This window comes from Cryobacterium cryoconiti (assembly GCF_004403065.1).
GTDB classification, from domain to species: Bacteria; Actinomycetota; Actinomycetes; order Actinomycetales; family Microbacteriaceae; genus Cryobacterium; species Cryobacterium cryoconiti.
The window spans coordinates 42,079-55,950 of record NZ_SOHA01000001.1; the positions used below are offsets into that span (position 1 = coordinate 42,079).

The 13,872-nt window shown below is 65.4% G+C and carries 14 protein-coding genes; 12 read left to right on the forward strand and 2 right to left on the reverse strand.

Going from position 1 to position 13,872, the window contains the following annotated elements; genetic code table 11:
• Positions 1-98: 98 nt before the first annotated feature.
• A complete protein-coding gene (locus tag E3T49_RS00215) occupies positions 99-794 on the forward strand; it encodes a TetR/AcrR family transcriptional regulator C-terminal domain-containing protein (protein WP_134422323.1) in 696 nt (231 codons plus the stop codon).
• Positions 795-1,072: 278 nt separating this feature from the next.
• On the opposite strand, the gene E3T49_RS00220 is transcribed toward E3T49_RS00215, so the two are convergent.
• The gene (locus E3T49_RS00220) at positions 1,073-1,657 is read right to left on the reverse strand and encodes a helix-turn-helix domain-containing protein (RefSeq protein WP_134422325.1); all 585 of its coding nucleotides are present in this window, start codon (positions 1,655-1,657) and stop codon (positions 1,073-1,075) included.
• Between the two features lie 103 nt (positions 1,658-1,760).
• Here E3T49_RS00220 and speB point away from each other — a divergent pair, with 103 nt between their 5' ends.
• The 5 genes from speB to E3T49_RS00245 all read left to right on the forward strand — a co-directional run bounded on the left by speB (position 1,761) and on the right by E3T49_RS00245 (position 6,050).
• The gene (speB, locus tag E3T49_RS00225) at positions 1,761-2,723 is read left to right on the forward strand and encodes an agmatinase (protein ID WP_134422327.1); all 963 of its coding nucleotides are present in this window, start codon (positions 1,761-1,763) and stop codon (positions 2,721-2,723) included.
• A 77-nt stretch (positions 2,724-2,800) separates the two neighbouring features.
• Positions 2,801-3,196, forward strand: a complete 396-nt coding sequence (locus tag E3T49_RS00230) for a YybH family protein (protein WP_134422329.1) — start codon at positions 2,801-2,803, stop codon at positions 3,194-3,196.
• Positions 3,197-3,225: 29 nt separating this feature from the next.
• Positions 3,226-4,602, forward strand: a complete 1,377-nt coding sequence (locus E3T49_RS00235) for a purine-cytosine permease family protein (RefSeq protein WP_134422331.1) — start codon at positions 3,226-3,228, stop codon at positions 4,600-4,602.
• A complete protein-coding gene (locus E3T49_RS00240) occupies positions 4,583-5,263 on the forward strand; it encodes a cyclase family protein (protein ID WP_134422333.1) in 681 nt (226 codons plus the stop codon). The genes E3T49_RS00235 and E3T49_RS00240 overlap by 20 nt, the downstream gene beginning before the upstream one ends.
• 130 nt (positions 5,264-5,393) lie before the next feature.
• Positions 5,394-6,050 (forward strand): histidine phosphatase family protein, encoded by a 657-nt coding sequence (locus tag E3T49_RS00245; RefSeq protein WP_134422335.1) that lies wholly within the window; start codon positions 5,394-5,396, stop codon positions 6,048-6,050.
• A 29-nt stretch (positions 6,051-6,079) separates the two neighbouring features.
• Here the strand turns inward: E3T49_RS00245 and pdxY are convergent, their stop codons facing one another.
• Positions 6,080-6,931, reverse strand: coding sequence for a pyridoxal kinase PdxY (gene pdxY, locus E3T49_RS00250; RefSeq protein ID WP_134422337.1), 852 nt, complete (start codon positions 6,929-6,931; stop codon positions 6,080-6,082).
• 163 nt (positions 6,932-7,094) lie between these two features.
• On the opposite strand from pdxY, the gene E3T49_RS00255 reads away from it, so the two are divergent.
• The 6 genes from E3T49_RS00255 to E3T49_RS00280 all read left to right on the forward strand — a co-directional run bounded on the left by E3T49_RS00255 (position 7,095) and on the right by E3T49_RS00280 (position 13,814).
• The gene (locus tag E3T49_RS00255) at positions 7,095-7,667 is read left to right on the forward strand and encodes an RNA polymerase sigma factor (RefSeq protein ID WP_241972560.1); all 573 of its coding nucleotides are present in this window, start codon (positions 7,095-7,097) and stop codon (positions 7,665-7,667) included.
• Positions 7,668-7,753: 86 nt separating this feature from the next.
• Positions 7,754-9,049, forward strand: a complete 1,296-nt coding sequence (locus E3T49_RS00260) for a hypothetical protein (RefSeq protein ID WP_134422339.1) — start codon at positions 7,754-7,756, stop codon at positions 9,047-9,049.
• 499 nt (positions 9,050-9,548) lie between these two features.
• Entirely contained in the window at positions 9,549-9,725 is a 177-nt protein-coding gene (locus tag E3T49_RS16020) for a hypothetical protein (RefSeq protein WP_166785419.1), read from the forward strand.
• A gap of 498 nt (positions 9,726-10,223) precedes the next feature.
• The gene (locus E3T49_RS00270; RefSeq protein ID WP_241972561.1) at positions 10,224-11,666 is read left to right on the forward strand and encodes a GmrSD restriction endonuclease domain-containing protein; all 1,443 of its coding nucleotides are present in this window, start codon (positions 10,224-10,226) and stop codon (positions 11,664-11,666) included.
• 59 nt (positions 11,667-11,725) lie between these two features.
• The gene (locus tag E3T49_RS00275; RefSeq protein WP_134422343.1) at positions 11,726-12,046 is read left to right on the forward strand and encodes a nucleotide pyrophosphohydrolase; all 321 of its coding nucleotides are present in this window, start codon (positions 11,726-11,728) and stop codon (positions 12,044-12,046) included.
• Positions 12,033-13,814 carry a DUF2075 domain-containing protein gene (locus tag E3T49_RS00280; RefSeq protein ID WP_134422345.1) on the forward strand — a complete coding sequence of 594 codons (1,782 nt, stop codon included), beginning with the start codon at positions 12,033-12,035 and terminating at the stop codon, positions 13,812-13,814. The genes E3T49_RS00275 and E3T49_RS00280 overlap by 14 nt, the downstream gene beginning before the upstream one ends.
• Positions 13,815-13,872 lie beyond the last annotated feature (58 nt).

Sequence of the window (13,872 nt, forward strand, 5' to 3'; positions counted from 1 at the left end):
ACAATGCTCCTTGGCTTGATTCGTCGAATCATGACTTACGACTGTAAGGACTGATCGCCAGAGTAGCCTTACGAGCGTAAGTGCGCAAGGATGGGTGGATGACGCCGCGCGCACCGCTGAGCAGGGACAGCGTTATCGGCGCGGCCGCTGCGGTGGCCGACCGCGCGGGTGTTGCGGCCGTGAGTATGCGCAGTGTCGCGAAGGTGCTCGGCGTTGAGGCTATGTCGCTCTACCATCACGTGCCAGGCAAGGAAGCGCTGCTCGACGACCTTGCCGACTGGGTGTTCGAGAGGATCGAGCTGCCCGAGGTCGGTGGAACCTGGCGGGAGGCGCTGACCGTCCGGGCACGATCGGCGCGGTCGGTGCTCACGGCTCATCCGTGGGCGCTGGGGATGATGGAATCGCGCCCTCACCCCGGCCCGGCACTGCTGCAGCACCACGACCGGTTACTGGGCGTGCTGATGACCGACGGCTTCAGCGTCGCGCTCGCGATACACGCGTTCTCCGCCATCGACGCCTACGTGTACGGGTTCGCGCTGACCGAGACGAGCCTGCCGTTTGAACCGGGGGATGGCGCCGAGGAGGCGTTCGCCGTCACGGTCGCGGCGCCGGCGGAGCTGTATCCGCACATTGCGCGCTCGCGCGCCGAGCTGTTCGGCGATGGCGGTTACGCGTTCGCGGACGAGTTCGACTACGGCTTGGAACTGCTGCTGGAGAGCCTGGAACGTCGGGTCGCCGACGCGGGCCCCGCGCTACGCCAGCGTTCTGATCCAGGCGCCAAGCGAAAACCGTAAGAACCAACGAAACGTCTAGGCTCCTGAGGTCATCCGGGCAGCCCCGCCCGGCGGCGGTTGTGGGTTCTCTGATGACGCCTTCCTTGTAGATGAACTCCTTGGCGTCGTCTGTCGACGACATGACCGCCGTGTCAGTCGCCGCAGCGTCTCGTTGCGAGGTCCAGGCGTGAGGTTCGGTCGCATCGGCCGGGGCCTCGAACGTGCCCACCCAGTAGACGGCGGTGATGTCTTCGCTCCCGAGCTCCCAGTCGATGCTGATGACACTCCTGCGGTCTCGGTCAGGCCGAGCCACTCCACGGCGCGGGCACGATGATCCACAGCACGACGGCCGGCTCTCCACCCTCGACCTGCCAGGTGTGCGGCTCGCGACCGGGGAAGGTCAGCGCGTCGCCGGCGTGGACGGCCACGGTTCGACCGGCGAATCGCACGGTGAGTGATCCCGAGACGACGTGGAGCGCTTCGACGTCGCAGTTGATCGTGTAGAGATCGGCCCCGCCGTGCGCGTCGGGCTCGAGTTCTGATCGCAGCAGCTGAACCCGCTCCTCGCCGCGCGGCGACATCAGCCGCTCGTCGGCGCGCACTCCGCCCAAGTTGATCCGCGGAGCGTCGGCGTACGCGACATGGTGGATTTCGGGTTCGGCGAAGAGCGCTCCGACGGGCAACGAGAGCACCTGACACAACTGGACAAGCGTTGCCACGCTCGGTGACGTCTCGTCGCGCTCGACCCGGCTGATGAAGCCCTTGCTGAGGCCCGTCGTCTGAGCGACCTGGGCGAGTGACATGCCCTGAGCGGTGCGCGCGGAGCGCAGCTTGGCGCCGATGGGTGTCGCGGTGCCTTCGGCGGTGGGATGGATGGCTCGCACAGGTCCTCCTCGACGCTGCTCACACATTCGTCCTTGACGATCCGCGCGGGGCAGCATACGGTTAGCGCAGTAGTTGTCTACAGCGTACCGAAAGTTGTCAAATATGCAACCGTTCAGCAAAGATGCGACGAGTGAGCCCCGCGGGCCGGTGGACGCAAGTGTCGTGCCCCGGTTCGCTGGAATCGCGACCTTTGCGCGACTCCCGCGGCTCGACGAGGTCGAGCGGGCAGACATCGCGATCGTCGGCATTCCCTTCGACAGCGGGGTGAGCTACCGACCCGGTGCTCGCTTCGGTCCCGCGCATGTGCGCGAGGCCTCGCGTCTACTGAGACCGTACAACCCGGCGCAGGACGTCTTCCCGTTCGGCGCCCAGCAGGTCGCCGACGCCGGTGACATCGCCGCGAACCCGTTCGACATCGCTGCTGCCGTGGCCGAGATCGAGGCGGGTGCGCGCCAGCTCAGCGAGCACGCCGACCGATTAGTCGCCATCGGCGGAGACCACACGATCGCTCTGCCGCTGCTCCGTGTCGCGCACGCGCAGCACGGGCCCGTCGCGGTGTTGCACTTCGACGCCCACCTCGACACGTGGGACACGTACTTCGGGGCGCCGATGACTCACGGGACCCCCTTCCGTCGAGCGTCCGAAGAAGGCCTCATCGACCTGACCGCGAGCATGCACGTCGGCATCCGCGGCCCCCTGTATTCGAAGGACGACCTCGAGGACGACGCCCGGCTCGGCTTTGCGATCGTCACGAGCGAATTCGTCGAAGAGCACGGCGTCGCGGCCGCCATCGAACGCATCCGCGCCAGAGTCGGAGATGCACCGCTCTACATCTCGATCGACATCGACGTACTCGACCCCGCCCACGCTCCGGGAACAGGAACTCCGGAGGCGGGCGGGCTCACGAGTCGAGAACTGCTCCGGATGCTGCGTGCCCTGGCCGACCTGCGCATCATCGGCGCCGACGTGGTCGAAGTCGCCCCCGCGTACGACCATGCCCAGCTGACTGCTGTCGCGGCCAGCCACGTCGTCTACGAGTTGCTGAGCGCGATGGCACCTGGATGACCCACCCCGTGCGACACGGCCCCGACCCGACGTAGAAGTCCCGAACCCGACCGATTAGCCCGACACAGGAGACGCCCATGACACTGCCCACCCCGACGGACGAAGCAGTCCATGCCGCGGCATCCGCCATCGTCGAGGCGTTCGCCGCCACCGACGGCCCGCGCTACTTCTCACTCTTCGCACCCGACGCAACCTTCGTCTTTCACACCGAACCAGCGCGAATCGAGGACCGGGCTGCCTACGAAGCCATGTGGGAGGAGTGGGTGGGTGGCGGTTGGAGTGTGGAATCCTGCGCATCGAGCGCGGCCGCAGTGCAGGCGTTTCCCGGCGGAGCCGTCTTCACCCACTCCGTCAGCACAAGCGTGATCACCGCGGACGGACCGATGTCCTACAAGGAGCGCGAAACGATCGTCTTCCGGTCTGATTCTGCCGGCCTCATTGCCGTCCACGAACACCTCTCACCCCAGCCCTGACCCGACCCCATTCATCGAGGAGCCCAAAGATGTCGCTCTACACCCGTATCGAAGGCCGACTGGACACCAATTCAGATGACGCGGGCCCGGTTCGCGGAACCTACTCGCTCGGCCGCGTGCTCATGATCTGGCTGGCCGCGAACCTTGTAGTCACCACCCTTCTTACCGGCACCCTCTTCGTGCCGGATGTGCCGTTCGGCCTCGTCATCGCCCTGATCGTCGGCGGAACGATTGTCGGAGCAGCAGTGCTCGTGACGATCGGCGCGATCGGAACGCGCACCGGCCTGCCGACAATGGCAATCACGCGCGGACCCTTCGGGACCCGTGGGAGCCTGTTGCCGGTGGCCGCCAACGTGGTCATCCTCATGGGCTGGAGCTGGGTGCAGGCGATGCTCGCCGGGATCGCCCTCAACTACATCGTCGCGTCGATGACCGGGTTCTCGAACCCCGTCATCTTCGCGGTGCTCTGCCAGACGATCGTCGTGATCCTCGCGATCTTCGGCCACGCCGGAGTCGCTCGGGTGGAACCGTGGTTCGCCGCGGTCATCCTCGCGATCGCCGCCTACATCTTCGTCGTGGCATTCTCTACGTTCACGCCGGCTGAGTTCTCGGCCATCCCGGCGTCGCTCGAGCCGTTCTACTCCCCGGGACTGGCGTTCGATGTCGTGGTCGCGACCGCCATCTCGTGGACGGTGCTCTCGGCCGACTTCAACCGCTTCGCATCGTCGACCCGCGCGGGCGTGGTCGGCTCGGGAATCGGTTACACGCTGTCGACGGTGATCTCGATGTCGCTCGGCGCGAGCGCGATCGGCTACGTCGTTCTAGGGGGCGGCGACGCGATGCCGTTCGATCCAGTGACGATCATCGAACCCTTCGGCGCCCTCTTCGCCGTCGCGATCTTCCTATCCGTGATGGCGACGAACACGATGGTCGTCTACGGCATGGTCACAAGCGTGGTCAACGCGCTCCCCGGCCGCCGGGTGAAGTTCCTGCCCACCGCGATCGTCCTCGGGCTCATCTCGATCACCGGTTCGACCTTCTTCGGTCTGCTGGCCCAGTTCACGACCTTCCTGGTCACGATCGGCGCCCTGTTCGCACCGATCTTCGCGATCATGATCGTCGACTACTACATCGTTGCCCGCGGCAGCTACAACGCCGACATCCTGAAGGCTCAGGGTGGTCGCTACTGGTACACCGGCGGCATCAACTGGCTTGCTGTCGCGTCATGGGTGGTCGGTGCGACGTCTGCCTACGTGTGGGCCTACGTGTGGCCGCTTCCGTTCGGTGCGACCATTCCCGCCTTCCTCCTGACCTTCGCCATCTACTTGGCTTTGTCGCTCGCGCGCCGCAGCAGGACGCCTTTCGAGCCCAGCCAGCACCTCGCCGATGTCGACACCTCTCGCTGACGGCCCTGGAGCGCCGCCGCGCACGGCGCTCCGGGACCTCAGCCACCCGATCACCGACGGCATGCCGGTGTATCCCGGCGACCCGGCGGTCCACGTCGAAGCCGCGCTGGACCTCGACCGTGACGGGGTGGCCGTGACGGGGCTGCGAATGGGGTCTCATACCGGGACGCACATTGATGCGCCGTCCCATACCGTCCCCGGTGGCCGGACAATGGCCGATGTGGCCCTCGACGAGCTCCTCGGCGATGCGCTGGTGGTGCGGGTACGAGCGCTCGCCGAGGGCGAGGTATACGGGTGGGACCGGCTGAATGCGGAGCATCCGCTACCGGATCGACTGCCCCCGATCGTCGTGATCGACACGGGCTGGGCGCGGTGGTTCGGCGACACACGCTCCGTGCGGCATCCGGCCCTCGATGCCGGTGCTGCGAGCGAGCTCGTCGCCCGCGGGATGCGGATCCTCGCGGTCGACACGCTGAGTCCCGACCCGACCGGTACGTCGTCGGCCGACTTTCCCGTGCACGAGGTCGTGCTGGGCGGTGGCGGGCTGATCGTCGAGAACCTCTGCGGACTGGATGACCTGCCCTCACGGGTGCGGATCGGCTTCTTCCCCCTGCGCCTCGGCGGCGACGGGGCGCCAGTGCGCGCGGTCGCCTTCCTCTGAGGCCGGGCAGGAAACGATCCGGTCGAGATGTCCGTTTTCCCACCCGCTTCGAATGCAAGCAGGGGGGAACGCTCGCCTTTCCAGCAATCAAGAACCCCCATTGAACCGGGGGTGACACTACTGTTGCCGTATGTTCACGAACGAGCCGCTGCCCAGCCACCCCGCTCCGGATAACCCGTCCGGGAAGCTGATTCTCTTGCGTCACGGTGAGACGGAGTGGTCGAAGGCTGGCAAACACACTGGGCTCACGGATATTCCGCTCACTGCCCGGGGGGAGGAACTTGCCCGCGGCGCGGGCAGGTTGGTAGCCGACTACGATTTCTCGCTCGTGCTGACGTCGCCGCTGCAGCGTGCGCGACGCACTGCTGAGCTCGCCGGCCTTCATGCTGAGGTCGATCCGTTTCTCGTCGAATGGGACTACGGCGGGTACGAGGGGCGCACGACGCGGGACATCCGCAGCGAACTCGGCTACAACTGGAGCGCATTCACCCACGGCGTGATTCGCGGTGAAACGCCCGGCGAGACGGTCGAGGAGGTTGCCGCCCGCGCGTCGCGGGTTCTCACACGGGTGCTGCCTGCGATGGTCGAGGGAGATGTCGCTCTGATCGCGCACGGCCATTTCCTGCGCATTCTGACCGCCGTGTACCTGAGGATGGCCCCTCGATTCGGTGCTCAAATCACCCTGGATGCTGGATCAGTCTCCGTGCTGAGCTTCTACCGTGAGCAGCCGGCCATCTTGTCGTGGAACTACGGAGACGAACTGCCGTTGGTGCCCTCAGAGTCCTAAGTCGTGACCCACGTCGTCGAGGTCTGATCTCAGCGCACGCGTTGGGCGGTGAACTGCAGGCGCGGATGAGCGTAGAAGTTCTGAGCCTGCACCAGCTGCAGTTCTCGCTCACCCGACTGATACGTCAGCTCGATGAGATCGAACACGCTGGACGCTGTCCGTGCCAGCGCTTCAGCGGCGTCACCGGTCGCGCGGTAGTGCGCCGAGAATAGAGCCGCAGTAACGTCACCCGATCCGTTCGCTTTGAAAGGCAGATGGGGAGTCTGAACGATCCAGGCGCCCGCAGCATCCACTGCCAGCATCTCGATGGTGCCGGGCTCGCGGTCGGGGCGCTCCACGCTCGTCACGAGAACGGTGCCCGGTCCCATCGCCCGGGCGAGGTCGACGGAGGCGAGCGTCGAGTCCAGCGTCGTCGGCTCGGTTCCGGTGAGGAATCCCAACTCGAACTGGTTCGGAGTAATGATGTCGGCCACAGGGACCACCCGATCCCGCAGCAGGTCGGGGATCTCGGGCGCCACGAAGCACCCGGACTTCGCGTTGCCCATCACAGGGTCACACGCGTAGATGGCCGCGGGGTTCGCCGCTTTCACCCGCCGCACCGCATCCACGATGACGTCGCCGATCCCAGTGCCGCCCTGGTATCCCGAGAGCACGACGTCGATCTGGGGGAGCACGCCCCGTTCCTCGATGCCGAGGATCACATCGTGCACATCCTCGGGCGCGATGAGGGATCCACGCCACGCGCCATACCCCGTGTGGTTGGAGAAGTTCACCGTGTTGACCGGCAGCACCTCTACCCCGATGCGCTGGAGGGGGAACACCGCCGCTGAGTTGCCAACGTGGCCGTGAGCGACGGCCGACTGAATCGAGAGAATCTTCACAACCTCAATCTTCCTCTCTTCGAGCAGTCCGGGCTGCCGAGGAGCACGACGGTGGGCTCGGGGCCGCTGCCCTCGATCAAGGACGTCCACGCACAGTGACGCGATCTCCGAAAATTCGGCGTGCTGCGTGCAAGACTGACGGCGGAAGCGACATATTCAGTACGTGAGCATCGCCGACACCCCAGCCACCGCCGACATGAGCGAGGAAGCGGCGATGCCCGACAGCGCAGACCCACCCAAGCCGGCGGCCGACATCGACTGGTTCACCGAGGTCGTCCGGGAGCACTCGACTGCGCTCGTGCGCTACTTCGCCCGCCGCGGACCGCGTCAGGATGCCGAGGACCTGGCCGCTGAGGTCTTCGCCACAGCCTGGCGACGCCGCAACGACCTGCCACGGGAGGCCGTGCTGCCGTGGCTGTATCGCACGGCGGGATTCACCCTCGCGAATTCGCGCAGGAAGCACCTCGATCTTCCCGTCGACGCGGTGCCCGAGTCGGGTGCGGTGCGAGTCGACGGCGATCCGGAGCTGAACCTCCTGTTCGATGCGGAGCTCCGCGGCGCGCTTGCCAGCGTGGGGGAGCGCGACCGGCACATCCTTCTCCTCCATGCGTGGGAAGGTCTCGACGGAGCCGAGCTCGCCGGCGTGCTCGGCATCTCCCGATCCGGGGCGGACGCCGCGCTGTCGCGTGCACGCAAGCGACTGCGAGAAGCCTGGGGCGAGCGGATGTCGTTCTAGGCTTCTGCAAGATTCGGCGGCTTCTGCAAGATTCGGCACGCTCCGCACATATCCCAGGTGAACCGAAATTCCGGAGGCTGATCGACATGAACGACGACGACGAACAACGAGACCCGGTTGCCCGGCTGCGTGCCGCCGACCCGGCGGGGGATATCGAAGCGCGTGCCGGGTTCGCCGACGAGGTCGTCGCGCGGATCACCGGCCCTGAGGCCGAACCGATGGTCGACTCGGCACCCGTGGCCGACCTGGGCACGGAACGAGCACGCCGCAGGCCACGCTGGCTCCCGTTCGTCGCGGTCGCGGCGTCGATCGCGATCGTGGGTGGCGCGGGATACGGGATCGGAGCGACCACAGGCGGGTCGAGCAGCCTCGCCGACGGCGCTGCTCCGCCCATCACTCTGCAGTCCAACGGGGGGCCCGAAAGCGTCGTGCAAGGCGGCATCGAGCCATCCGTTGGCGCCGGCGCCGCTATCGACCAGAAGATGTCTCCCTTGACTTACCCCTACGGATCCGGCCGGAACGCCTTCAGCGCCTCCGGTCTGGGCACACAGGCGGGCACAGCTCAGTCCTACGCCTACGACCCCCGTTCGGCATCCAACGCAGACACGGTCGCGGCGCTCGCCGCGGCGCTCGGCATCGGGTCATCAGTGGAACTGCGGGATGGCAGCTGGGTCGCCGGCCCGTCGGACGGCAGCGCCCCGAGCCTGTCAGTGAGTCTTGACGGCATGCTGTCCTTCTACTTCCAGAACCCCGAGGTGAACCCGTGGCAGTGCGAGGGTGACCAGGCCTGCGAGCCGACCGGTCAGCCGCCCAGCGAAGACGCCGCGATCGGGGCACTGCGGGAGCTCCTCGCCGCCGCCGGTCGGGACCCTGCCGCGTTCGAATTCACCTCTCAGGTGTGGGAGGGCTCTCCCACACGAAGCGCCGAGGCAAAACCGGTCATCGATGGGCAGCAACTCGACCAGGGGTGGGCAGTGGAGCTGGCAGAAGACGGTGTCGTCAACGCCACCGGGGCCCTCGCCGACGTCGTCGATCTCGGGACGTACCCGGTGGTCAGCGAGCAGGAGGGCTTCGAACGACTCTCAGACCCGCGGTTCAGCGCAGCGGCGACGACTCTGCCGATCGCCCTCCGCGATCAGGCGACCACGACCGAGGAATGGGTGGCACCGACGGAACCGCCTGCAACACCCGTCGCCGGCATCTCCGTCTCCTGGCCGGTGACCAACGTCGAGATCGTCAGCGCACGCCTCGGTCTCACCAGCCAGTGGCAGCCGGACGGGAGCGTCCTGTTAGTCCCCGCGTACGCGTTCACGGATGCCGAGGGCGGCACCTGGTCGGTTCTCGCCGTGGGGGAATCGATGCTCGACTTCCGGGCCTTCTAGACCATCTGTCGGTGACGAGCATAGTTTGCAGTCATGACGGTGGGATCGCGCGACGAACCAAGCTGGGGGAGTCGTGGCGCCAGTTACGAAACGACGCCTGACAGAAATCGCGGCGGGCCCGAACCAGTAGGTTGTGGCTATGCGTATCAGGGGGTTTCGAGGGGCGAGTGCGGTTCTGGCGGCGGCTTGTTTGGCGGTGGCAATGAGCGGATGTTCTGGGTCGTTACCGGAAACTGGAGGGCCAGTTTCTGCGCCGACGGTGACCGTAACCATGACTCCGACTCCGACGCCGACCCCGACTCCGACGCCAGAAAGCGATACATGCGACAACGCTTTCACCGCTGATCTGAATTCGAAAATGGCGACGGACGGGCTCACTTTTCGTGATGACGGCCCCCGCGGAGACCTGGATTCACTGGTCGGAGCTGACGGTCTGCGCTGCGAGTGGACGAAACCGCAGACGGACCTGACCATTCGGTACGCGAGCTGGACTCGGGATATGCCGGCTTGGGATGTTCTGAGAGCTCAGCTTCTGGCCGACGGGTATACCGAGACCGGCCCGTGGGCGGTTAGCCGGCCGACTCCGGAGTTCGACTCCGCGTACAGCTACCGCGACGGCGTCATCCACTACGCGAGCCCAGCCCGTTTCATCGGGTGGGTAACTGCACTGCAATAGGCGGTGGCGCTCGCGGATGGTGACCGCTCACCGCACCTAACGACCAGCGTCCGGAACCGGCCTGGCCGTAGGAGCCAATCGAACCGACATTCGCCCCATGCTAGGTGACGGGGACTCGGCCGCGCCCCTCTTGTTCCCCGTTCTGGGGTGAGCGCCTTGTCTCCGACCACGCCCCGCCTCCAGTACGTTTCGATCAGGCGTGTGTGCACTCGGTGTCGAGCGCATTGGAATGGGGATCAAATGACGAATTTCGGCGAGCAACAAGAGCAACCAGCGACGGCTCAAGCGGGCGACGAAACGCCGTTCTTCACCTTTGCCTCCGACATTGACGGCAAGAGCGCCACCGTCTCGGTCTTCCGGGATCGAATCGAGTGGTACAGGCTTCCTGGTGCGTCCGGTGGCACGCTCACGGCCGGTCTAGTGAATCTGGGCACGTCGCTCTTCGCGTCAGCCTCAACGAACGGCAAGAGCGCGACAGGGAGGATCCCCGTTGCGGACATGTTGAGCGTCACTACTTCGCGAGGCCTTCGCAAGACGAAAGTCTCGCTGGTCGCCGCAGGCACCACCGTCGACTTCCGCGTGTCCCACGCCGATGCCGTCCGGGTCAAGAGCGTTCTCAAACAGCTGATCCTCGAGGCACACCCGCCGATGATGGCCCGACTCGGGAAATCGTTGGTCTCGAACTTGACGGGGTCCCAGCCGACTCTCAGCACCTGGATTCTTGGCGGTCTGGTCGCTTTCTTCGCCCTGATGTTTGCGATCGTTGGTGGATTCCCGGCAATTCTCGTCATTCTGGGAATGGCCGCCCTGGTGACCGGTGTGTATGCGATCGCCGGTCGCCGGCCATGGGCATCCCTTCCGGCCCGCCAGACCGTTGTGGTCGCGCTGGCTGCCAGCCTCGTGTTCTTCATTTCGGGTGGGGTCGTTGCTGCGGCGCCAGGTGCAGGTGATATTGCTGTTGCAGAGCAGCCCACGGCTAGTGCGACACCGAGCGCAAGCCCCACCCCGACCCCGACACCGACGCCGACTCCTGGCCCGGAGTTCTCCGAAGAAGCACCGGTCGACCCCACGACAGTCTCCGCTCCGACCGAGGCCGCATCGGTCGTCGCAATAGACACAGGCTCCACCAACACGACGGCCCTCGAGCTGCTCGCAACGATCCCCGTCAAGGGCAAGGCCGCAAAGACCGGCTACGAGCGCACCGGCATGTTCGGCTCCGCCTGGATAGACGTGGACCAGAACGGATGCGACACCCGCAACGACATCCTCGCCCGGGACCTGACCACAATCACCCTGTCCGGAACCTGTCGGGTGATGACCGGTTACCTGGTCTCGCCGTACACCGCCTCGCCAATCGCCTTCGTTCGGGGTCAGGACACGTCAGCGTTCGTGCAGATCGACCACGTCGTGGCTCTGTCCAATGCGTGGCAGACCGGAGCTCAGCAACTCACTCAGGCTCAGCGCGTTTCCCTGGCAAACGATCCCATCAACCTCCTCGCCGTCGATGGTCGCTCCAACGCTCAGAAGGGCGACGGCGACACCGCAACCTGGCTGCCATCGAACAAAGCGATCCGCTGCGGCTACGTCGCCCGTCAGGTGTCGGTCAAGGCAACGTATGGCCTGTGGGTCACTCAGGCCGAGCACGACGCGATGACTCGCATCCTCGGCTCCTGCACGGGTGAAATGGCGCTGACCTCCTCGTTCACTCCGGCGCCCGCTCCGGTTGTTGTCGCTCCTCCGGCGCCGGCTCCTGTCGTGGCACCGGTACCGGACCCGGAACCGGCACCAGCAGCCCCGGCCCCGGCCCCTGCACCAGTCGACGTTTACTACGAGAACTGCGATGCTGTGCGTGCCGCGGGAGCGGCCCCCATCCAAGCTGGATCGCCGGGCTTCCAGCCCAAGTTCGACCGTGACAAGGACGGCATCGGCTGCGACGCCTGATGAATCGCGGCCAACGGCCTCCAATTTTTGAACGAACACCGCACTGCTAGGTTTGCGACATGGTCGAAATTTCAGTCCGCGACGAAATCGCGGCCTTCGTCGCCGAGCGTGATTGGGCGCAGTTCCACAGCCCCGAGAACCTGGCGAAGAGCATCGCCATCGAAGCCGGCGAACTACTCGAGTGCTATCAGTGGAACGCCGATGCCGACACCGATCGCGTGCGCGATGAACTGGCCGACGTGCTGACCTACTGCCTGCTTCTGGCGGACCGCCTCGGGGTGGACGCCGACCAGATCGTTCTCGACAAGCTGGTCAAAACCCGCCAGAAGTATCCGGTCGACAAAGCCCGGGGGCGCAGCGTCAAATATGACGCACTTTGAGATCGAGCGGCTCGACTTCACTAAAGAAGCGGTGCGGGCCTGGGCGCCGCGCGACCACCGCAATACCAATTGGCCGGTCGTCTACGTTTTGGACGATGCTGAGGCCGGCGGTAAAGCCGCGGTCAGGGGCAGCCTCAACGATGTCTACGTGGGGGAGTCGCGCAACGCGGCCGGGCGCATGCGGCAGCACTTCGAGTCGGCCGGCAAGAAGCACCTGAGCACGGTGCGGGTCATCGTCGACGCCACTTTCAACAAATCGGTGTGCCTGGATCTCGAGTCCTACCTGATTCGGATGCTCGCCGGCGACGGTTTCTACCGCGTGCTGAACCGCAACGACGGAATAACTGAGGCGGACTACTACGATCGCGGTCGGTACCGTGAGACCTTCCGCGAGGTGTTCGACGAGCTCCGGCGTGACGGGGTCTTCACCCGGAGCATTCCCGAGATCGAGAACAGCGATCTCTTCAAGCTGTCCCCGTTCAAGGCGCTCTCGACCGATCAGGCCGTCGCCGTCGATGGCATCCTCGAGGGGCTCTTCGAAGATCTGAGGGCAGGCACCGACAGCACGATCGTCGTGCAGGGTGACCCGGGCACCGGCAAGACCGTGGTCGCGATTTACCTGCTCAAGCTGCTCGTCGACATTGCGACCTCGGCTCCTGACGATGATGTAGACAGTGATTCCCTGTTCTCCGAGTTCTTCGTGCCGGGTTACCGGGAGCTTCTCACGGACATCCGGATCGGCCTGGTCGTGCCACAGCAGTCCCTGCGTGAGTCCATCAAGAAGGTGTTCCGCAAGACGCCCGGACTGCGCCCGGACATGGTAATGACCGCATTTGACGTTGGTTTCGCAGAGGATGACTTCGACCTGCTCATCGTCGACGAATCGCACCGGCTGAACCAACGAGCCAATCAGCCCTCGGGTGTTCAGAACAAGAACTTCAGCGAGATCACCCAGAAGCTCTTCGGGAGCGACGACAAGACGAAGACCCAGCTCGACTGGATCACCGCGAAGAGCAAGCATCAGATCTTCCTGCTGGACGCGGCGCAGAGCGTTCGCCCGGCCGATGTGCCACCCGAGTTGTTGACCGGTCTCGTGCAGCAGGCGAAACTCTCGAGGCGTCACCATCCGTTGATGTCGCAGATGCGTGTGCAGGCCGGGGCGGACTACGTCGGCTACGTCAGGCGCATCCTCGACACGACCACCGGGACCGGCACCTCGCCGGCAGTAACTGCCGAGCTGTTCGACGGCTACGATTTTCGCCTGTTCGACAGCATCGCTGGGATGCAGGCGGAGATCCGTCGGAAGGATACCGAGGTCGGCCTCTCGCGCCTGCTCGCCGGGTATGCGTGGGCCTGGAAGACAAAGACCGACAAGACCGCCTACGACATTGAGATCGGCGGTTGTCAGCTGCGCTGGAACAGCACACAGACCGACTGGATCGCGTCGCCCAAGTCGGTGGACGAGGTCGGATCGATCCACACCGTGCAGGGATACGACCTCAACTACGCGGGTGTGATCATCGGCCCGGACCTTCGCTTCGATCCCGTGGCGGGCAAGCTGATCATCGATCGCGGGTCGTACTTCGACAAGAAGGGCAAGGAGAACAATCCGGTCCTCGGCAAGACGTACACCGACGACGACCTCCTGCGGTTCATCACCAACATCTACGCGGTACTGCTCACCCGCGGAATCCGGGGGACCTACGTGTATGTCTGCGATCCCGCGCTTCGCGAGTACCTGCGTGGATTCATCCCGATCGCTGTGTAGTCGACCTGACCCGGGTGCCTGACCGCAACGGCCCGACCACCCCCAGGCAGTAGTCTGT